At 72.9% G+C, this 19,910-nt stretch carries 16 protein-coding genes and 1 tRNA gene; 12 read left to right on the forward strand and 5 right to left on the reverse strand.

From position 1 onward, the window contains the following. Positions 1–113: 113 nt before the first annotated feature. Positions 114–698 (forward strand): aminoacyl-tRNA hydrolase, encoded by a 585-nt coding sequence (gene pth / locus AVP42_RS13600; protein WP_067950002.1) that lies wholly within the window; start codon positions 114–116, stop codon positions 696–698. Between the two features lie 4 nt (positions 699–702). On the opposite strand, the gene AVP42_RS13605 is transcribed toward pth, so the two are convergent. After that, positions 703–1,404: an RNase H family protein gene (locus AVP42_RS13605; protein ID WP_067949946.1), complete on the reverse strand. Its 702-nt coding sequence runs from the start codon at positions 1,402–1,404 to the stop codon at positions 703–705. Positions 1,405–1,492: 88 nt separating this feature from the next. On the opposite strand from AVP42_RS13605, the gene mfd reads away from it, so the two are divergent. Continuing rightward, entirely contained in the window at positions 1,493–5,164 is a 3,672-nt protein-coding gene (gene mfd, locus AVP42_RS13610) for a transcription-repair coupling factor (RefSeq protein WP_067949949.1), read from the forward strand. 58 nt (positions 5,165–5,222) lie between these two features. Here mfd and nhaA read toward each other — a convergent pair whose 3' ends face one another. Beyond that, positions 5,223–6,461, reverse strand: a complete 1,239-nt coding sequence (nhaA, locus tag AVP42_RS13615; RefSeq protein ID WP_082847279.1) for a Na+/H+ antiporter NhaA — start codon at positions 6,459–6,461, stop codon at positions 5,223–5,225. Positions 6,462–6,626: 165 nt separating this feature from the next. Here nhaA and AVP42_RS13620 point away from each other — a divergent pair, with 165 nt between their 5' ends. After that, positions 6,627–7,283: a MazG family protein gene (locus AVP42_RS13620; protein WP_067949951.1), complete on the forward strand. Its 657-nt coding sequence runs from the start codon at positions 6,627–6,629 to the stop codon at positions 7,281–7,283. A gap of 13 nt (positions 7,284–7,296) precedes the next feature. Here the strand turns inward: AVP42_RS13620 and AVP42_RS13625 are convergent, their stop codons facing one another. Both AVP42_RS13625 and AVP42_RS13630 read right to left on the reverse strand, forming a co-directional pair. Next, the gene (locus AVP42_RS13625; RefSeq protein WP_067949953.1) at positions 7,297–8,379 is read right to left on the reverse strand and encodes an ABC transporter permease; all 1,083 of its coding nucleotides are present in this window, start codon (positions 8,377–8,379) and stop codon (positions 7,297–7,299) included. Continuing rightward, complete coding sequence (locus AVP42_RS13630) at positions 8,376–9,299, reverse strand: ABC transporter ATP-binding protein (RefSeq protein WP_067949955.1); 924 nt, start codon at positions 9,297–9,299, stop codon at positions 8,376–8,378. Before AVP42_RS13630 ends, AVP42_RS13625 begins: the two co-directional genes overlap by 4 nt. A gap of 146 nt (positions 9,300–9,445) precedes the next feature. Here AVP42_RS13630 and hisS point away from each other — a divergent pair, with 146 nt between their 5' ends. The 7 genes from hisS to AVP42_RS13665 all read left to right on the forward strand — a co-directional run bounded on the left by hisS (position 9,446) and on the right by AVP42_RS13665 (position 16,234). Further along, the gene (gene hisS, locus AVP42_RS13635; protein WP_067949956.1) at positions 9,446–10,708 is read left to right on the forward strand and encodes a histidine--tRNA ligase; all 1,263 of its coding nucleotides are present in this window, start codon (positions 9,446–9,448) and stop codon (positions 10,706–10,708) included. Between the two features lie 126 nt (positions 10,709–10,834). After that, positions 10,835–12,115 (forward strand): phosphopyruvate hydratase, encoded by a 1,281-nt coding sequence (gene eno, locus AVP42_RS13640; RefSeq protein ID WP_067949959.1) that lies wholly within the window; start codon positions 10,835–10,837, stop codon positions 12,113–12,115. A gap of 84 nt (positions 12,116–12,199) precedes the next feature. Beyond that, positions 12,200–12,799: a septum formation initiator family protein gene (locus AVP42_RS13645; RefSeq protein WP_082847280.1), complete on the forward strand. Its 600-nt coding sequence runs from the start codon at positions 12,200–12,202 to the stop codon at positions 12,797–12,799. Further along, positions 12,796–13,338 carry a DUF501 domain-containing protein gene (locus AVP42_RS13650; protein WP_067949960.1) on the forward strand — a complete coding sequence of 181 codons (543 nt, stop codon included), beginning with the start codon at positions 12,796–12,798 and terminating at the stop codon, positions 13,336–13,338. Before AVP42_RS13645 ends, AVP42_RS13650 begins: the two co-directional genes overlap by 4 nt. Beyond that, on the forward strand, positions 13,335–14,654 hold the full coding sequence (locus AVP42_RS13655) for a S8 family serine peptidase (RefSeq protein ID WP_067949962.1): 1,320 nt from the start codon (positions 13,335–13,337) through the stop codon (positions 14,652–14,654). Before AVP42_RS13650 ends, AVP42_RS13655 begins: the two co-directional genes overlap by 4 nt. A 35-nt stretch (positions 14,655–14,689) precedes the next feature. Then, positions 14,690–16,111 carry an NAD(P)/FAD-dependent oxidoreductase gene (locus AVP42_RS13660; RefSeq protein WP_067949965.1) on the forward strand — a complete coding sequence of 474 codons (1,422 nt, stop codon included), beginning with the start codon at positions 14,690–14,692 and terminating at the stop codon, positions 16,109–16,111. 46 nt (positions 16,112–16,157) lie between these two features. Beyond that, a tRNA-Leu gene (locus AVP42_RS13665) sits at positions 16,158–16,234 on the forward strand. Between the two features lie 55 nt (positions 16,235–16,289). On the opposite strand, the gene AVP42_RS13670 is transcribed toward AVP42_RS13665, so the two are convergent. Next, the gene (locus AVP42_RS13670; protein ID WP_067949967.1) at positions 16,290–17,216 is read right to left on the reverse strand and encodes a Ppx/GppA phosphatase family protein; all 927 of its coding nucleotides are present in this window, start codon (positions 17,214–17,216) and stop codon (positions 16,290–16,292) included. A 57-nt stretch (positions 17,217–17,273) separates the two neighbouring features. On the opposite strand from AVP42_RS13670, the gene AVP42_RS13675 reads away from it, so the two are divergent. Next, entirely contained in the window at positions 17,274–18,536 is a 1,263-nt protein-coding gene (locus tag AVP42_RS13675; RefSeq protein ID WP_067949969.1) for an alanine racemase, read from the forward strand. Continuing rightward, a complete protein-coding gene (locus tag AVP42_RS13680; RefSeq protein ID WP_067949971.1) occupies positions 18,533–19,846 on the forward strand; it encodes a D-arabinono-1,4-lactone oxidase in 1,314 nt (437 codons plus the stop codon). The genes AVP42_RS13675 and AVP42_RS13680 overlap by 4 nt, the downstream gene beginning before the upstream one ends. Positions 19,847–19,910 lie beyond the last annotated feature (64 nt).

Raw genomic sequence — 19,910 nt, forward strand, 5'->3', positions numbered from 1 at the left:
TCCGGGTACGCTCGGACGCGGGCCGCAGGCCCTCCGCCGTTCCCACCACCCCCGCTCCGGAGGCATCCGTGAACCTGCTCGACCGCCTCCTGCACCGCCGGAAGGACGAGGTCGTGTCCGACAACACCTGGCTCGTGGTCGGCCTCGGCAACCCCGGCGCCCAGTACGCGGGCAACCGCCACAACGTCGGCCAGATGGTCGCCGACGAGCTCGCGTCGCGCATCGGCGCGACGTTCAAGAGCCACAAGACGCCGTCGCGCGTCGCCGAGGGGTTCCTCGGCCCGGGGCGCCCCAAGCTCGTCCTCGCCAAGCCCAACAGCTACATGAACACCTCGGGCGGGCCGGTCTCGGCGCTGCTGAAGTTCTACTCGCTGCCGATCGACCGGCTCATCGTGGTGCACGACGAGCTCGACATCCCGTTCGACACCGTGCGGCTGAAGCGCGGCGGCGGCCACGGCGGCCACAACGGGCTGCGCGACATCCAGAAGGCCGCGGGATCGCCCGAGTTCACGCGCGTGCGCGTCGGGATCGGCCGACCCCCGGGTCGCATGGACGCCGCCGACTACGTGCTCCGCGACTTCGCCGGGGCCGAGCGCGAGGCGCTGCCGAACCTGCTGGCGGATGCCGCGGACGCCGTGGAGTCGATCGTCACCGACGGGCTCGTGGCCGCGCAGCAGCGCTTCCACTCGCCGGCCTGAGCCGCTAGATCAGGCCGCGGAGGAACTCCTCCGGTGAGACGCCGGCGGCGCGGGCGCGCTCGACGAGCCGCGTGTGCTCCTCGGTCGTGAGCTCGAGCGAGAGCGTGGTCCAGTCGGCGGTGGGGTCGTCGAAGTCGAACAGCGCCGCGTCGGCGGGCACCTCGCCCGCGCCCGCGTCGGCGTCGGCGGCGTCCGGGAGGTCGATCGTCCCGGGGGAGACGATCGCATCGACGGCGGGTTCGCACGCCCCCGTCCAGCCGGGGCCCGTGGGGATGTCGCCACCCCGCTGGTAGGCGATCGCGACCGCGCGCGCACGCTCGTCCGCGGCCTCGTTCATCGGGTGCCCGGCGTGCCCGCGAACCCATTCGAACCGGTAGCGGCGGCCGCGCAGCGCCTCGTCGAGCGACTGCATGAGCTCGAGGTTCAGCACGGGGGAGCCGTCGGCCTTGCGCCAGCCCTTGCGCTTCCAGTTCGGCATCCACTTCGTCAGCGCGTTGATCACGTACTGGCTGTCGCACTGCACGAGCAGTTCCTCGTCGAGGTGCGCCGTGGCCCGGAACAACTCGAGGACGGCCGTGAGCTCGCCCTGGTTGTTGGTGCCGTGCGGCCACCCGCCCGCGGCCCAGCATCCGTCATCGACGTACCACGACCACCCGGCCGGACCGGGGTTGCCGAGGGCGGATCCGTCGGCGGCGGCGATGATCATGCGGGTCCTTCCGGTCGGGAACGGCGACCATGCTATCGGCGCGCTGCGACATCGGAGGGCTGTCAGGGGGCGCGCGTAGACTGCTCCGGTGATCCTGCAGGGCTTGAACACGGCGCTTTCGCGCGCCTCCACGATCGAACGAGCCCTCGCGGAGGCCGAGCGGAACGCGGACTTCTCCGCGCCCGCGGGCCTCGCTGCGCCGATGCTCGCCGCGCTGCTCGAGCGTCGCCGCGAGGCCGGGCTCGCGCCGGCCCTGTTCGCCGTGACGGCGACCAGCCGCGAGGGCGAGGCCCTGCGCGCGTCGCTCGAGCCGTACCTCGAGCACGGCGAGCTCCTCGAGTTCCCCGCCTGGGAGACGCTGCCGCACGAACGGCTGAGTCCGTCCGCCGAGACCGTCGGCCGACGCCTGCACGCCCTGCGCCGGCTGCGCACGTGGGAGGCGGAGGGCGCGCGCCATCCGCTCGTCGTCGTCGCCTCGGTGCGCGCCGCGCTGCAGCCGGTCGCCGACAACCTCGGCGACCTCGAGCCGATCGTGCTCGCCCGGGGCGCGCGCGGGTACGACCTGTCCCGGATCGCGTTGCGCCTCGTGGACCTCGCGTACGCGCGCGTCGACATGGTGTCGCGTCGCGGCGAGTTCGCGGTGCGCGGCGGCATCCTCGACGTGTTCCCGCCGACCGCCGACCACCCGGTGCGGGTCGACTTCTTCGGCGACGAGGTCGAGGAACTGCGGGCCTTCTCCGTCGCCGACCAGCGGTCGCTCCCCGAGAAGGTCGAGCGCGTCGAGCTCCCGCCGAGCCGCGAGCTGCTCCTCACCGAACCCGTGCGCCAGCGGGCACGCGAGATGGTCCATGAGTTCCCCAACCTCTCGGGCATCCTCGAGAAGGTCGCCGAGGGCATCCCGGTCGAGGGCATGGAGTCGCTCGCGCCGGCGCTGCTCGACCGGCTGGTGCCGGTGACGACCTACCTCCCGGCGGGCGCCGCCGTGGCCGTCGTCGCGCCCGAGCGCGTCGCCTCCCGGGCCGTGAACCTCGCCGAGACGAACCGGGAGTTCCTCGCCGCAGCATGGAACGCCGCGACCGCCGGCGCCGCCGCGCCGATCGACCTCGAGGCCGGCGACTTCCTCACGCTGAGCGAGCTCCGCGAGTCGGCGCTGCACAGCGCACCGGGCGAGCCCGACCCGCGGCGGGCCTGGTGGACCTTCTCGAGCTTCGACCAGGGCGACGCCGCCGAGGCGATCGGCGAGGCGTCCGGCGGTCCGGACGGCGCGTACGTCCGCATCGCGGCGGCGAGCGTACCGAGCTTCCAGGGCAACGTCGAGGGCGCCGTCGCCCACGTCGGCGAGCGCCTCCGCGACGGCTGGAGCCTCGTGGTCGCCGCCGCCGGGCACGGTCTCGTCGAGCGCGCCCGGGACGTGCTGGCCGAGCACGGGCTCGCCGGCCGCCTCGTCGACGAGGTGCCCGCCGAGCTCGAACCCGGCGTCGCGTTCCTCGTGCAGGCCCAGGCCTCGGCCGGCTTCGAGGTGCCCGAGGCGAAGGTCGGGCTGATCGCCGAAGCCGAGTTCTACGGTCGGTCGGCCGGCTACGACACCCGGCAGGTCAAGAAGCTCGCCAGCCGTCGCCGCAACGTCGTCGACCCCCTGCAGCTGAAGCCGGGCGACCACGTCGTGCACTCCACGCACGGCATCGGCCGGTTCGTCGAGCTCGTGCAGCGCGAGGTCGCCACGGGCACGCGACCGACCGGACCGAGTCGCACGGCCGGCATCCAGCAGGCGCCCAAGTCGGTGCGCGAGTACGTCGTGCTCGAGTACGCCCCGTCCAAGCGCGGCCAGGCCGGCGACCGGCTCTACGTGCCCATGGACCAGCTCGACCTGCTCTCGCGGTACGTCGGCGGCGAGGCGCCCTCGCTGTCGAAGATGGGCGGCAGCGACTGGGCGCAGGCCAAGAGCCGCGCCCGGAGGGCCGTCCGCGACATCGCCGTCGAGCTCGTCAAGCTCTACTCGGCTCGCATGGCGGCCAAGGGGCACGCGTTCGGGCCCGACACCCCCTGGCAGCACGAGCTCGAGGAGGCGTTCCCCTACGCCGAGACGCCCGACCAGCTGCAGACGATCGACGAGGTCAAGGCCGACATGCAGCGGCCCATCCCGATGGACCGACTGCTGGCCGGCGACGTCGGGTTCGGCAAGACCGAGGTCGCCGTCCGCGCGGCGTTCAAGGCGATCCAGGACGGCAAGCAGGTCGCGATGCTCGTGCCGACCACCCTGCTCGTCAAGCAGCACCTCGAGACGTTCTCCGAGCGCTTCGCCGGGTTCCCGGTCCACGTGCGGGCCCTCAGCCGGTTCCAGACCGACAAGGAGGTGCGCGAGACCGTCGCCGGCCTCGCCGACGGCACCGTCGACATGGTCATCGGCACCCACCGGATCCTCACCGAGCAGGTGAAGTTCAAGGATCTGGGGCTGCTCGTCATCGACGAGGAGCAGCGGTTCGGCGTCGAGCACAAGGACCAGCTGAAGAAGCTCAAGACCAACGTCGACATCCTCGCGATGAGCGCCACGCCGATCCCGCGCACGCTCGAGATGGCCGTGACCGGCATCCGGGAGATGTCCACGCTCGCGACGCCGCCGGAGGACCGCCACCCGATTCTCACCTACGTCGGGCCCTACTCCGACCAGCAGGTCGCCGCCGCGATCCGTCGCGAGATGCTCCGCGAGGGCCAGGTGTTCTTCGTGCACAACCGCGTCTCGTCCATCAACCGGGTCGCCGCGCAGCTGGCCGAGCTCGTGCCCGAGGCGCGCATCGCGGTCGCGCACGGACAGCTCAACGAACACGTGCTCGAGCAGATCGTCGTCGACTTCTGGGAGCGCAGGTTCGACGTGCTCGTCTCGACGACGATCATCGAGACGGGCCTCGACATCGCCAACGCGAACACGATCATCATCGATCGCGCCGACAAGTACGGCCTGAGCCAGCTGCACCAGCTCCGGGGCCGCGTGGGGCGCGGGCGCGAGCGCGCGTACGCGTACTTCCTCTACGACCCGGCCAAGCCCCTCTCCGAGACGGCCCACGACCGCCTCGAGACGATCGCGGCCAACAACGAGCTCGGCAGCGGCATGCAGGTCGCCCTGAAGGACCTCGAGATCCGCGGCGCCGGCAACCTCCTCGGCGCGGAACAGGCCGGGCACATCGCCGGCGTCGGGTTCGACCTGTACCTGCGCATGATCGGCGAGGCAGTGAGCGCGTTCCGCGGCGAGGTCGCCGAGGGGCAGACCGAGCTCCGGCTCGAACTGCCCGTCGACGCGCACATCCCCGAGGACTACGTCGACAGCGAGCGGCTGCGGCTCGAGGCCTACCAGAAGCTGTCGGCCGCGAGCGGGCCGGCGGCCAAGGAGGACCAGATCGACCTCGTGGTCGAGGAACTCGTCGACCGCTACGGCGAGCCGCCCCAGGCGGTCGAGCACCTCGTGGCGATCTCGCGCCTGCGGCGCAAGGCCCAGCTCGCGGGACTCTCCGACGTCATCGCGACCGGCTCGAAGCTGCGCATCGCGCCGGCCCGGCTCCCCGACTCGCGACGTGTGCGGCTGGAGCGCATGTACCCGGGCGCGAAGCTGTTCGCGCAGAACGACGTCATCCTCGTGCCGTTCCCGACGCCCGGCGGCGAGGCTCCGGGCGATGCCGACCTCATCGAGTGGGTCTCGAACCTCATCGGCGTGATCTTCCCGGTCGAGCAGCCGGTCGCCGACGGCGCGGCGGCGACGGCCGGCTGAGTCCCGCGGGCCCGCAGCGAGACGGGGGCGGATGCCGCAGCATCCGCCCCCGTCGTCGTCAGGTCCGGTCGGCCTCCTCCATCGGCGGAGCGGCGTTGCGCGACATCGCGCCGCCGACGCCCTTCTGCTCGCCGAGCCGGCGGTAGTGCCGCGACCGGAGGGTGACGAGCACGGCGGAGACGATCATCGCCGCGCCGGAGCCCAGCAGCACGGCCACGGTGCCCTGGTCGATCACGTCGGGGTACTCGCGGAACGCGAGCTCGTTCATGAGCAGCGACACCGTGAAGCCGATGCCGGCGAGGGCGCCGACGGTCGCGATGTCGGCCCAGGTCAACGGCGTGATGCCCTTGCGGCGGCCGACGAACCAGGTCGCGATGCCGCCGACGATCGTGACGCCCACGATCTTGCCGACGGGCAGGCCGACGAGGATGCCCCAGAACGCCGGGTCGAGCTCGCTCGGACGCACCTGCGGCACCGCGACGAGCGCGGCGGAGAACGCGAAGAGCGGCAGCACCACGCCGTTCGACCACGGCTCGAGTTCGTGCATGACCCGGCCGGCGGGACGCCGCGACATCACGAGGCCCAGCATCACGCCCGCGATGGTGGCGTGCACGCCCGAGAGGTAGACGAAGCTCCACGTGAGCACGCCGAGGACGACCAGCGCGACGATCACGGGCCACTGCGCCCGGCGCGCGAGCACGTACGGCGACCGCGGGCGGAGGAGCCGGCTGGTCATGCCGAAGAGCGTCACGGTGATGGCGGCGAACCCGAGCCACGTGAGGTCGGCGTCGGCGGTGAAGAAGAAGGCGATCAGCAGGATGGCGATGAGGTCGTCGAGCACGGCCAGCGCGAGCAGGAAGACGCGCACCCGGGTCGGGATGAACCGGCCGAACATCGCCAGCACGCCGAGCGCGAACGCGATGTCGGTCGCCGTGGGGATCGGCCAGCCGTCGGAGGTCGGCCCGTTGCCGGCGAAGACGAGGAACACCCCCGCGGGGACGGCGACGCCGCCGATCGCGGCGATGGCAGGCAGCGCGGCCTTCGAGAGGCTGTTGAGCTCGCCGATGACGAGCTCGCGGCGCAGCTCGATCGCGACGATGAAGAAGAAGATCGCGAGGAGGCCGTCGCTGATCCAGTGTCCGACCGAGAGCTTCAGGGGAGTGAAGGGCACCTGCAGGTAGGCGTGCTTCAGGTCGATCAGCGCCGGGCCGAACGCGAGGTTCGCCAGCAGCAGGCCGAGCACGGCGGCGGACAGCAGGAGCGACGCGGAGACGCGCTCGGAGCGGAGGATGTTCATGGCACCTCTGGGGAAGACGAGCGCGACCGGGCGGGCGCGCGGGGACGTGAACGACGCATCGCGTCGGCCGACCAGACTTCCCGGCACCCCGGGTATCGAGTCTATCGGGCCGCGATTACGCTCGCTGGGAGGAGCCGCAATACGCGGACGGGAAGGTGACGACGGATGACGCAGGCCCCCGCGTCCGGAGACGGACTGCTCGAGCTCGTCGCGATGGTCGGACGGCTCCGCGGTCCCGGCGGCTGCCCGTGGGATGCGGAGCAGACCCACGAGTCGCTCGTGCAGTACCTCGTCGAGGAGTGCTGGGAGCTCATCGACGCGATCGAGTCCGGCTCGCGCGAGGAGATGATCGAGGAGCTCGGCGACGTGCTCTACCAGGTGCTCTTCCACGCGGACCTCGCGACGCACACCCCGGGCGAGGACTACGACATCGACGACGTGGCCCGGCACATGACGGCGAAGATGGTCGCGCGGCATCCGCACGTCTTCGGCGACCGCGAGGCCGAGACGGCCGCCGACGTGGTCGCGTTCTGGGACGAGCTCAAGGCCGGTGAGAAGCCGCACCGGACGAGCGTCCTCGACGGCGTGCCGCAGGGCATGCCCGCACTCGCGCTCGCGCAGAAGCTGCTCGGCAAGGCCGAGAAGGTGGGCGTGAGCCGTGAGCCGACGGATGCAGCGACCGCACCGACCACGGAGGCGGAACTCGGCGACACGCTCCTCGCGCTCGTCGCGTCCGCCCGCGCGCAGGGCCTCGACGCCGAGCGGGCGCTGCGCGGCGCCATCCGCTCGCTGCAGGACGACGTGCGCGCTGCCGAGGCGTGACGGGCGCTCCCGGTCAGGCGATCCGGCTGCCGCGCGCGAGGCGCTGGGCGGGGGTGCGGGTGCGCTGCACGGCCCAGGCGAGCGCGCCCGCAGCGAGGAGCAGGTGGATGCCGAGGCCGACGAACCAGGACGGCACCGAGCGGTCGTAGACCTGCTGCGGCCGCTCCCAGTCGTCGTCGGGCGCGATCGAACCGGACGGGGTCCAGGCCGCGCACTCGTCGTATTCGATCTCGAGTTCGGGTGCGTGCTGCGCCTGGCGCACACCCGTCGCGATCCAGCCGAACACGTCGTTCGGGTTGCCCTGGTCGTCGAAGCTGCCGGGGGCCGCGTCGGCGACCACGACGTACGGGTTCGCGGCGAGGAAGCCCCAGACGTAGTCGAATCGCGGCGTGGGGTAGGTGTACGTCTCGGACGGGAGGCAGGGCGCCTCCTCGCCCGGGGGCACCCCGTCGCGCTCGACCGCCGCCCAGTCGACGGACCGGTTGGTGGCGCGCACCTCGGACTGGACCGCCGCGCCGCCCAGCCCGAACGCGATGAGCGTGCCGATCGAGAGCGCCGCCACGACGAGGTAGGTCACCGCCACCGAGAACAGCGGTCGGGTGAGCACGCCGGACAGGCCGACGCCGATCGCGGCCACCACGCCGAGTTCGACGGCCGTGACGAGCGTCGCGACGACGATGGTCGCCGCCGGAACCTCGCCGAGGGCCACGGCGAACGCGAGGAACGGCACCGCCGCCGCGAGGAACGCCAGCGCGGTGATCCAGGCGGCGAGCCACTTGCCGAGCACGATCTGCGTCGTGGAGACGAGCGTCACCTGCGTGGTCGCGAGCGTTCCCGAGTCGCGTTCCCCGTTGATCGCGTTGGCGCTCAGCGCGGGGGAGACCAGCGTGCCGAGGAGCAGCACGAAGAACACGATCGTCGAGAACACCCCGCCGCCGCCCGCGAAGAGGGCGTCGGTCGCGAAGACGAGCAGCACCGTGACGGCGAGCACGAGGAGCACGAAGACGCCGAGGAGCACGTACCAGGCGACGGTGCGCGTCCGCTGCCGCAGGTCGATCGTGACCACGAGCCAGAGGCCCTGCAGGAACCCGGTCATGCGCGGTCCTCCCCGTTGCGGCTGAGATCGAGGAACACGTGCTCGAGGTCGCCCACGGCGGGGGCGAACGACGAGACCGGCACCCCGGACGCGACGAGGTGCGCGAGCAGCTGCGCGGCGTCCTCCTCGGAGGCGAGGGGCACGATCGCGCCGAGGTTGTCGATGCGGCTCGCGGTTCCCCAGCCGGCGGCGTCGAGCGCCGCGCGCAGGCGTGCCGGGTCGAGCGAGCGCACCCGCCAGTCGCGGGCCGTGCGCCCGGCGCGCGCGATGTCGTCGGCGGCCGCGGTCACCCCACCGGACAGGTACACCGCCTGATCGGCCATCTCCTCGAGTTCGGCCAGGACGTGGCTGGAGACGAGGATGGTGCGTCCCTCGCCGGCGAGCCTGCGGACGAGGGTGCGCAGCGACGCGCGCGCCACGGGGTCGAGACCCGAGGCGGGCTCGTCGAGCAGCAGCACCTCCGGGTCGTGCACGAGCGCGCGGGCGAGGCTCAGCCGCTGCTTCTGGCCGCGCGAGAGGACCCGCGTCGGCCGGTCGGCGAGCTCGCCGAGGTCGACGAGGTCGATCAGCTCGGCGGCGCGGGCCGCCGCCGCCCCCGTCGGTCGGCCGTACAGTCGCGCACTCGCGACGAGCGCCTCGCGCACCGTCAGCGTCGACCACGACCCGAGCAGGTCGGGCATCCAGCCCATGCGGGCGCGCACCTCGCGCGGCTCGGCGACCGCGTCGAAACCGGCGACGCGGACGGTGCCCGCGTCGGGCCGCAGCAGGGTCGCCAGCATGAGCAGGAGGGTCGTCTTGCCGGCGCCGTTCGGGCCGATGAGGCCGGCCACGTGGCCCGGCTCGACGGTGAAGGTCGCCTCCCTCACGGCGTGGACGTCGCCGAACGCGCGCGCGAGTCCGGACACCTCGATGCCGGCCATCCGACCTCCTTCGGGTCGGCGGACGCGCCGACGAGACGCGAGCCTAGCGGCGGTCGCGCGCGCGTGGATCGGGGATGGCCCGGATGTGGAGAACTTCGTCCGCACCCCGGTCGGGCGCGCCATCCACTGCTGGAAGAATGGGACGCATGGCCCAGACCGTGACGCCCCCGCGCGGCATGCGCGACTTCCTGCCCGCCGAGAAGGCCCGCCGCGAGCACGCGCTCTCGGTGATCCGCGGGGTGTACGCGGCCCACGGGTTCGACGAGATCGAGACCCCCGTGATGGAGGACTCGTCGCGACTGCACGCGGGTCTCGGCGGCGACAACGAGAAGCTCGCGTTCGCCGTCATGAAGCGCGGCATCACGCCCGACGACCTCGCGGCGGCGGCCGAGTCCGGCGACGCGCTCTCGCTCGCCGACCTCGGCCTCCGGTACGACCTGACGGTGCCGCTCGCCCGGTTCTACGCGACGCACCGCGCCGCCCTGCCGCCAGTGTTCCGCGCCATCCAGATCGCGCCGGTCTGGCGCGCCGAGCGCCCGCAGAAGGGCCGCTACCGGCAGTTCGTCCAGTGCGACATCGACATCATCGGCGAGGCCGGCCCGCTCGCCGAGCTCGAGCTGCTCACCGCGACCGTGGGCGCGCTCGAGGCGCTGGGGCTCGACGGATGCCGCATCCGGCTGAACGACCGCCGGATCCTGGCCGGCATCCTGGGCTCGTGGGGTGTGCCCGACGACCTGCGCGAGCGCGCCCTCATCACGATCGACAAGCTCGACAAGATCGGCCCCGACGGCGTCGCCGCGGAGCTCGCGACCCTGGGCGTCGACCGCCCCGGCGTCGCCGACGAGCTGCGCGAGCTCGCGGCGGCCGACTGGTCGATCGCCGCCGATGAGGCCGCCGCCCCGGGCTGGCTCGACCGCGACGCCTTCCGCGACCTGGTCGCCCTGCGCGACGCGGTGCCGGGCGCGGCCGTCGACTTCGACCCGACGCTCGTGCGCGGCATGGGGTACTACACGGGAACGATCTTCGAGATCGCCCACCCCGATTTCGGCTACTCGCTCGGCGGCGGCGGCCGCTACGACCACATGGTCGGGCGCTTCCTCGGCCAGGAGGTGCCGGCGTGCGGGTTCTCGATCGGCTTCGAGCGGATCGTCGACCTCCTCGCCGTCCGCGACGAGGGCCGGCCGCGGTCGGTCGTGCTCGTGCACGACCGCGACGTCGCGCCCGGCGAGCTCCTCGCCCTGAAGCACGAGCTCGTGGCATCCGGCATGCGCGTGCGCTTCGAGAAGCGCGCGAAGAACCTGCGCGGCCTGCTCGAGCGGGTGACCGCCGACGGCTTCGACGCGTGGGCGCCCGTCACGGCCGAGACGACGGATGCCGCGTCGCTGGAGTTCCGCGACCTCGCCGCCTGACGGCGGCGCCCCGCGCCGCGTCGCGCGCGACGACATACGCGAGGCGACCTCGGATCGAGGGTCCTAGACTGTCCTGCGGGCCACGACGGAGTCGTCCAGCACACCCCCATCACAGAGGAGTTCACTGTGGCATTCATCGAAGCTGTCGGCGCACGGGAGATCCTGGATTCGCGCGGCAACCCCACCGTCGAGGTCGAGGTCCTGCTCGACGACGGCACGGTCTCGCGGGCCGCGGTGCCCTCGGGCGCGTCGACCGGCGCGTTCGAGGCGTACGAGCTGCGCGACGGCGACAAGGACCGTTACCTCGGCAAGGGCGTGCAGAAGGCCGTCGACGCCGTGCTCGACGAGCTGGGCCCGGCCATCGAGGACCTCGACGTCAGCGACCAGCGCGTCATCGACGCCGCCCTCATCGACGCCGACGGCACCGAGAACAAGGGCCGCCTCGGCGCGAACGCCATCCTCGGCGTGAGCCTCGCCGTCGCGAAGGCCGCGGCCGACTCGGCCGACCTGCCCCTGTTCCGCTACCTCGGCGGACCGAACGCGCACGTGCTCCCGGTGCCGATGATGAACATCATCAACGGCGGCGCGCACGCCGACACGGGCGTCGACATCCAGGAGTTCATGATCCTGCCGGTGGGTGCCGAGACCTACTCCGAGGGCCTCCGCTGGGGCGTCGAGACGTACCACGCGCTGAAGAGCCTGCTGAAGTCGAAGGGCCTGTCCACGGGCCTCGGCGACGAGGGCGGCTTCGCACCCGACCTCGCGAACAACCGCGCCGCGCTCGACCTGATCGCCGAGGCGATCGGCAAGGCCGGCTTCACCCTGGGCGGCGAGATCGCCCTCGGCCTGGACGTCGCGGCCACCGAGTTCTTCGAGAACGGCGTGTACCGCTTCGAGGGCAAGGACCGCAGCGCCGCCGAGATGAACGCGTACTACGCCGAGCTCGCCGACGCGTACCCGCTCATCTCGATCGAGGACCCGCTCGCCGAGGACGACTGGGACGGCTGGGCCGAACTCACCGGCTCGCTGGGCACGAAGCTGCAGCTCGTCGGCGACGACCTCTTCGTGACGAACCCGAAGCGCCTCGCCGACGGCATCGGCCGTCGGGTCGGCAACTCGATCCTCGTCAAGGTCAACCAGATCGGCACGCTCACCGAGACGCTCGACGCCGTCAAGCTCGCGCAGCGCGCCGGCTACACCGCGGTGCTGTCGCACCGATCGGGCGAGACCGAGGACACGACCATCGCCGACCTCGCGGTCGCGACGGACTGCGGGCAGATCAAGACGGGCGCGCCCGCCCGGTCCGAGCGAGTGGCCAAGTACAATCAGCTCCTGAGGATCGAAGAAGAGCTCGGTGAGGCCGCGGTGTATGCGGGCCGCACGGCATTCCCGCGCTTCACGGCGTAGCACGTCACCAGACGTCCAGACGGGAGCGGCCAGGCGGCCGCTCCCGTCGGTCGTTCCCGCGGGCACGAGAGGAGGGCGACGCCGATGAACGCACGTCGTCCGACCCCGCCTCGTTCCGCCAAGCCAGCCAAGCCCGCCGAGCCGGCCGCCACCCCGTCCCGGACGCCGCCGTCGCGCTCGGGCGGCAGGCCCGCACGGCAGTCGGTCCGCCAGGTGAGCGCCGACTGGCTCGCCGGCATCCGCTTCTCGGGCTTCTCGATCATCATGATGGGCGTGCTCGTGCTCGCCGTGGTGGTGCTCGCGCCGAGCATCGCGGCCTACGCCGAGCAGCGCCAGCAGATCGCCGAGCTGAAGGCCGACGTCGCCCGCCAGGAGGCCGAGGTCGCCCGGCTCACCGAGCAGCGCGAACGCTGGAACGACGAGACGTACATCGTCACCCAGGCACGCGAGCGGCTCTACTACGTGCTCCCCGGCGAGGTCAGCTACCTCGTCATCGACGACCGCTCGCCCGAGGCGCTCGCCGCCGCCGACCGTGAGGTCTCCCGCGAGGTGACCGAGCAGCGCGGCGACTGGATGCAGACGATGCTGCGCTCGGTGATGACCGCGGGACTCGCGCCCGCGGCATCCGACGCCCCGCCGACCGAGCCCGCGAACGACCGACCCGCCGACGAGGGGACCCGATGACCCGCCCGCCGTTCCCCCCGGTGTCCGACCGAGACCTCCGCATCGTGTCGGCGCAGCTCGGCCGCCCCGCGCGCGATGTCGTCGGCATCGCGGCGCGTTGCGTCTGCGGCGCGCCGACGGTCGTCTCCACGGCGCCGCGCCTGTCCGACGGCACGCCGTTCCCCACCTTCTACTACCTGACCCACCCGGTCGCCACCGCCGCCATGTCGTTCCTCGAGGCGGCCCAGCTCATGGCGGAGTTCACCGAGCTGCTCGAGCGCGACCCCGAGGTCGCGGCAGCCTACCGGGCGGCCCACGAGCAGTACCTCGCCGACCGCGAGCAGTTCGGCACCGTCGCCGAGATCGCGGGCGTCTCGGCGGGGGGCATGCCCACGCGCGTGAAGTGCCTGCACGCCCTCGCGGGCCATGCGCTCGCCGCAGGTCCCGGCGTGAACCCGATCGGCGACCTCGCCCTCGAGCGCTCCACCTGGTCGCCCGACGTGTGCCGGTGCCCCGATTACGGCGTCGACGACGCGGATGCCGCGGAGTCGTCGTCATGACGCCCACCCGGACCCGGGACGGCCGTGCGGGGGCCGTCGTCCGGCGCCGACGCCGCCGCGCCGGGTGGCGCGCGGGTCTCACGATCGCGCTCGCCGCGGCGCTCGCCGTCACGGGCACCGCCCCCGCGAACGCCGACACGGTCCGCGACCTGCAGTACTGGCTGAACGAGTACGGCTTCACCCAGGCCTGGAACACGTCCCGCGGCGACGGCGTCAAGGTCGCCATCATCGACACGGGCGTCAACGGCGAGATCGCCGAGCTCCGCGGCGTGGTGGTGGGCGGCACGGATGCCTCGGGCATCGGGTCGCCGAACGGGCAGACGCCCGTCGGCGAGGAGAGCGAGCACGGCACGCTCGTGGCCTCCCTGCTCGCCGGCCGCGGCACCGGCGCGGGCAACGGCGTGATCGGGGTCGCGCCCGACGCCGACCTGCTCACGGCATCCGTCGCCTTCGGGCAGGACTCGGGGTCGCCGAAGACCAACGACGAGCAGATCGCCGATGCGGTGCGATGGGCGGTCGACAACGGCGCGGACGTGATCAACATGTCGCTGACCCGCAACACCAGCGACTGGCCGGAGAGCTGGGACGACGCGTTCCTGCACGCCTTCGAGAACGACGTCGTCGTGGTCGCGGCCGCGGGCAACCGCGGGTCGGGCACGACGCAGGTCGGTGCGCCCGCCACGATCCCCGGCGTGCTCACCGTCGCCGGCGTGGACCGCGAGCAGAACGCGAGCTTCGACGCGAGCTCGCAGGGCATCACCATCGCGGTCGCGGCACCCAGCGAGGACCTCGTCGGCGTGCTCCCCGACGGCGGCTACGTCCAGTGGTCGGGGACCTCGGCGGCGGCGCCGCTCGTCTCGGGCCTCGTGGCGCTCGTGCGCGCCGAGTACCCCGACATGGATGCCGCGAACGTCATCAACCGCGTCATCCGCACCGCCGACCCGAAGGGCGAGGAGGTGCCGAGCCCGCTGTACGGGTACGGCATCATCGACCCGGTCGCCGCGCTCACCGCCGACGTCGAGGCCGTCGAGGCGAACCCGCTGGGCAGCCTCCAGGACTGGATCCGCGTGCATCGCCGCGCCGACCTGCCGGAGCAGGACACGGCCGACGGGCGCGACGCCGAGCAGATCGTCCCGATCGCCGATCCGCCGCCGCCGCGCTCGGAAAGCGCCAAGACATTGCTGCCGACGCCGTGGACGCTCGCCTATATCACGGTGCCGCTCTCGCTGGTCGCCGGATTTGGTACGCTAGCAGCGCTGTTGGGCATCGGCGCCACTCGGCACATCAGGCGGACTGAGCGCATCCGCGCCCAGTGATCGCACTCATCAGAAAACCAAGGAGTCCATTCACCGTGCCCAAGATTCTGATCGTCGGTGGCGGCTACGCAGGCTTCTACACGGCGTGGAAGCTCGAGAAGTGGCTGCGACCCGGCGAGGCCGAGGTGACGGTCGTCGACCCGCTGCCGTACATGACGTACCAGCCGTTCCTTCCCGAGGTCGCCGCCGGCTCGATCGAGCCGCGCCACTCGGTGGTCGCGCTCCGTCGCCACCTCAAGAAGACCACCGTCGTGACCGCGAAGGTCACGGGCATCGACCACGCGTCGAAGACCGCGACGATCACGCCCGAGGTGGGCGAGCCGTGGCAGTTCGACTACGACGTCATCGTGGTCACCGGTGGTGCCGTCTCGCGCACGTTCCCGATCCCGGGCGTCGCCGACCAGGCGATCGGGCTCAAGACCATCGAGGAGGCCGTCGCGATCCGCGACCGCGTCCTCACCAACTTCGACAAGGCCGCGAACCTGCCGGCGGGCCCCGAGCGCGACCGCCTGCTCACGTTCGTCGTGGTCGGCGGCGGCTTCGCGGGCATCGAGGTGTTCGCCGAGCTCCGCTCGTTCGCGAGCTCGCTGCTGAAGTACTACCCGCAGCTCTCGTTCGACGACACGCACTTCCACCTCATCGAGGCGATGGGCCGGATCATGCCCGAGGTGTCGCTGCCGACGAGCCACTGGGTCATCAAGCACCTCGCCCAGCGCGGCGCCGAGGTCCACCTCGACACGCAGCTCACGAGCGCCGTCGACGGGCGGATCGAGCTCTCGACGGGCGAGACCTTCGAGTCCGACCTCATCGTCTGGACCGCGGGCGTCATGGCCAACCCGGCGATCGTCCGCACGAGCGACCTCCCGGTCGAGGAGCGCGGTCGCATCCTCACGCGCGCCGACCTCCGCGTGGGCGACGAGGACGACTTCGTGCCCGACGCGTGGGCGGCCGGCGACATCGCGGCCGTGCCCGACCTCACGGGCGGCGGCGTGGGCGGCTACTGCGTGCCCAACGCGCAGCACGCGGTGCGCCAGGGCAAGCTGCTCGCGAAGAACATCGTCGCGGTCCTGCGCGGCGAGGAGCCCAAGCAGTACATCCACAAGAACCTCGGCGCCGTGGCCGGCCTCGGGGTCGGCTCGGGTGCGTTCCAGTCGGGCAAGATCGCGATCAAGGGCCTGCCGGCGTGGTTCGCCCACCGCGGCTACCACGGCCTCGCGATGCCGACGTGGGAGCGCAAGTTCCGCGTGTTCTGGGGTTGGTGGAACAACTTCTGGCTCGGCCGCGACATCGTGTCGCTCGCTGCGGTCCAGCACCCGCGCGCTGCCTTCGAGCAGTTCGCCGCGCGCCCGAAGCCGGCGGCCGAGGTGGCTCCGGCCGCACCCGCCAAGGCGGTCGAGTCGGGCAGCGGCACGAAGGGTGCTCGCAAGACGCCCGCGAAGGCCGTCGCGGCCAAGTAGTCGCCCTAAGCTGTGACGCGGTGCCGGCCGGATCGGCCGGCACCGCGCTCCCGTAGCCCAATCGGCAGAGGCAGGCGACTTAAACTCGCCTCAGTCTGGGTTCGAATCCCAGCGGGAGCACCACGAATCGACCCGGTGCGCCCGTCCGTCTCGAACGGCGCCACCGCCGGCCGACGGCTCAGCCCAGGCGGTCGAGGCGGCGCAGGATGAGCCCCTCGCGCAGCGCCCACGGCGACACCTCGAGGGTCTTCGCCTTGAACGCGTGCATCGTCTCGGAGAGGACGATCGCGCCGGCGACGATCTGGAACGTGCGGTCCTCGGTGATCCCGGGCAGCGCCGGTCGCGCGTCGGCGGGGATGCGCGCGAGGCGGGGGATCCAGTCGTCGAGGTGCGAGAGCTTGAGGATGCTGCGCTCCTCTGAGCCGACGCCCTCCTCGGTGCTGCCGGCGAGCTTGGCGAGCGATCGGATGGTCTTCGACGAGCCGACGACGTGGTCGGACGCCGGGATGCCGCCGAACTCGTCCACCGTCGCCTCGAGGAGCCCCCGAGCGTGCTCGCGGAGCCGCTTCACCTGCGCCTCGCTCGGCGGATCGTCCGGCAGGAAGCGGATCGTCGACCGGCCGGCGCCCAGCGGCACCGACTGCGCGGCGTCCGGGATCTCATCGCCGCCGTGCGCGATCTCGAGCGAGCCGCCGCCGATGTCGAACAGCAGGACGCGCCCGGCGGACCAGCCGTACCACCGGCGCACGGCGAGGAAGGTGATCCGCGCTTCGTCGGGGCCGCTCAGCACGTCGAGCCGGATGCCGGCCGCGTCCTCGATGCGCTGCAGCACCTCGGGACCGTTGGCCGCCTCGCGGATGGCGGACGTGGCGAACGCGAGCATCTCGTCGATGCCGGCCTCGCGGGCCACCCGCGCGCCCTCGGTCACCGCGGCGAGGAGCGCGTCGACGCCCTCCTCGGTGATCGCGCCGTCGTCGTCGAGGTAGCGCATGAGCCGCAGCACGGACTTGTTCGACGCGGCCGGGATGGGTCGTGCACCGGGATGCGCGTCGACCACGAGCAGGTGCACGGTGTTGGAACCGACGTCGAGGACCCCGAGGCGCATGCTGCGAGCGTAGTGCGTGGTTGGTGTCCCGCGCGCCCCGCAGGCATACTGTGCCCCGTGACCGCCCTCGATCTCGGCCTCCGCGCCGACGCCCCCGACGACGCGGATGGCACGCCCTGGACCCACCCGGAACGGTACTGGCCGGAGCTCGACACCGCGACGGCGGCACTCGCGGCACCGCTGGCGGTGCTCCACCTCGGGGCGCTGCGTCGCAACGCGCGGGACCTCGTGCGTCGTGCGGGCGGCACGCCCATCCGGGTCGCGTCGAAGTCGCTGCGCGTGCGCGGCGTCGTCGAGGCGCTCGAGCAGCTGCCCGGGTACCGGGGCGTGCTCGCGTACACCCTCCCGGAGGCGCTGTGGCTGGTCGGAAGGGGGTCGGCCGATGACGTCGTGGTCGGCTACCCGACCGCGGACCGGGCGGCGATCGCCCGGCTCGCCGGCGATCCCGAGGCCGCGGCGCGGGTGGCGATCATGGTCGACTCGGTCGACCAGCTCGACCTCGTCGACGCCGTGGCGGGTCCGGGGCGCCGCGAACCGATCCGCGTCTGCCTCGAACTCGACGCATCGTGGCGCGCGCCCGTGCTCGGCCACGTCGGCGTGCGCCGGTCGCCGGTCCACTCGGCGGCCGACGCCGAGGCGCTCGCGGCGACGGTCGCGTCCCGGCCCGGCTTCCGCCTCGTCGGGCTCATGGCCTACGAGGCGCAGGTGGCCGGCGTCGCCGATCGACCGGCCGGCCGGCCGGTGGCGGGCGCGGCGACCCGATGGATGAAGCCGCGCTCGATGGCCGAGCTGGTCGAGCGGCGAGCCCTCGCGGTCGCCGCGGTGCGCCGGCACGCCGAACTCGAGTTCGTCAACGGCGGCGGCACGGGCTCGATCGAGGCGACGGCGGCGGATCCGAGCGTGACGGAGGTCGCGGCCGGGTCCGGCCTGTTCGCCGGCCACCTCTTCGACGGCTACGCCGGCTTCGCGCCCGCGCCGGCCGCGGCGTTCGCGCTCGACGTGGTCCGCTCGCCCGGTCCCGAGCACGCGACCCTGCTCGGCGGCGGGTGGATCGCGTCCGGCCCGCCCGGCCGGGACCGGTTGCCGCGCGTGGTGTGGCCCGAGGGCCTGCGGCTGCTTCCGCGCGAGGGCGCCGGCGAGGTGCAGACCCCGGTCACCGGTCGAGGGGCGGGCGCGCTTCGCGCGGGCGACCGCGTCTGGCTGCGTCATGCCAAGTCCGGTGAGCTCGCCGAGCACGTCGAGGCCTACGCGCTCGTCGACGACGGCCGCGTGATCGGCGAGCTTCCCACGTACCGCGGCGAGGGGAAGGCGTTCCTGTGACCGCCACCGGCGCGACCTGGCGGAACTGGGCGCGCACCGAGGCGGTGCGACCGCTGCGGGTCGAGCGGCCCGCGGACGCGGGCGCGGTGCAGCGGGCGGTCCGGGCCGCCGCGGCATCCGGGCTGCGGGTGAAGCCCGTCGGCTCGGGGCACAGCTTCACCGGCATCGCGGTCGCGCCCGACGTGCAGCTCGACCTCGCCGACCTCTCGGGGGTGATCGACGCGGATGCCGCGACCGGTCGCGTCACGCTCGGCGCTGGGACGCCGCTGCACCGCCTGCCCGGGCTGCTGGAACCCCACGGGCTCGCGCTGGCGAACATGGGCGACATCGATCGGCAGACCGTCTCGGGAGCGATCTCGACGGGCACACACGGCACCGGGCTCGGCTTCGGCGGGCTCGCCACGCAGGTGGTCGGGGCGACGCTCGTCACCGGGACCGGTGAACTCCTCCGGGTCGACGAGCGCGAGCGCCCGGACCTGCTCCCGGCCGTGCGACTCGGGCTCGGCGCGCTCGGCGTGCTCGTCGACGTGACCCTCCAGCTCGTGCCGCGCTTCGTCCTCCACGCCGTGGAACGCCCGGAACCGCTGGACGAGGTGCTCGCCGCCTGGGACGACCGGGTGCGCGACGCCGACCACGTCGAGTTCTACTGGTTCCCGCACACCGATACCGCGCTCACCAAGACGAACACCCGGCTTCCCGGCGACGCACCGCGGCACCCGCTCGGTCGCGTGTCGCGCTGGATCGACGACGAACTGCTCGCCAACGGCGTCTACCGGGGGATCTGCGCGCTCGGCCGCGTGGCGCCATCCGTCACGCCGTTCTTCGCACGGCAGGTCGAACGGCTCACGGGCGACCGCGACTTCACCGACCGGTCGCCGGCGGTGTTCACCACCCACCGCAGCGTCCGGTTCGCCGAGATGGAGTACGCGCTGCCGCTCGAGGCGGTCCCGGCCGCGTTCGGCCAGGTGCGCGCGCTGATCGAGCGGCGCGGCTGGCGCATCAGCTTCCCGATCGAGGTGCGGGCCGCGGCGTCCGACGACGTGTGGCTCTCGACCGCGTACGGCCGCGAGACCGGCTACATCGCGGTGCACCGGTACTTCCGTGAGGACCCGCGCGAGTACTTCGGCGCCGTCGAGGCCATCATGCGCGCCCACGACGGGCGGCCGCACTGGGGCAAGCTGCACTCGCTCGACGCCGACGCGCTGCGCGGCGCCTACCCGCGGTTCGACGACTTCCTGCGCGTGCGCGACGAGCTGGACCCCGACCGCCGCTTCGCCAACCCCTACCTCGACCGGGTCCTCGGCGCCTGAGGCGAGCGGATGCCGCGGGCGCGCTGACTCGGAGTCGCATGGGAGTCCGGGCGGGGTCCGGCCC

It is taken from the genome of Agromyces sp. NDB4Y10 (assembly GCF_001620055.1).
Lineage (GTDB): Bacteria > Actinomycetota > Actinomycetes > Actinomycetales > Microbacteriaceae > Agromyces > Agromyces indicus.

Coding starts and splice junctions, on each gene's coding strand:
- AVP42_RS13605 (WP_067949946.1), bottom strand. CDS start 1,404: ATGATCATCGCCGCCGCCGACGGATCCGCCCTCGGCAACCCCGGTCCG.
- nhaA (WP_082847279.1), bottom strand. CDS start 6,461: ATGAACATCCTCCGCTCCGAGCGCGTCTCCGCGTCGCTCCTGCTGTCC.
- AVP42_RS13620 (WP_067949951.1), top strand. CDS start 6,627: ATGACGCAGGCCCCCGCGTCCGGAGACGGACTGCTCGAGCTCGTCGCG.
- AVP42_RS13625 (WP_067949953.1), bottom strand. CDS start 8,379: ATGACCGGGTTCCTGCAGGGCCTCTGGCTCGTGGTCACGATCGACCTG.
- AVP42_RS13630 (WP_067949955.1), bottom strand. CDS start 9,299: ATGGCCGGCATCGAGGTGTCCGGACTCGCGCGCGCGTTCGGCGACGTC.
- hisS (WP_067949956.1), top strand. CDS start 9,446: ATGGCCCAGACCGTGACGCCCCCGCGCGGCATGCGCGACTTCCTGCCC.
- AVP42_RS13645 (WP_082847280.1), top strand. CDS start 12,200: ATGAACGCACGTCGTCCGACCCCGCCTCGTTCCGCCAAGCCAGCCAAG.
- AVP42_RS13650 (WP_067949960.1), top strand. CDS start 12,796: ATGACCCGCCCGCCGTTCCCCCCGGTGTCCGACCGAGACCTCCGCATC.
- AVP42_RS13655 (WP_067949962.1), top strand. CDS start 13,335: ATGACGCCCACCCGGACCCGGGACGGCCGTGCGGGGGCCGTCGTCCGG.
- AVP42_RS13670 (WP_067949967.1), bottom strand. CDS start 17,216: ATGCGCCTCGGGGTCCTCGACGTCGGTTCCAACACCGTGCACCTGCTC.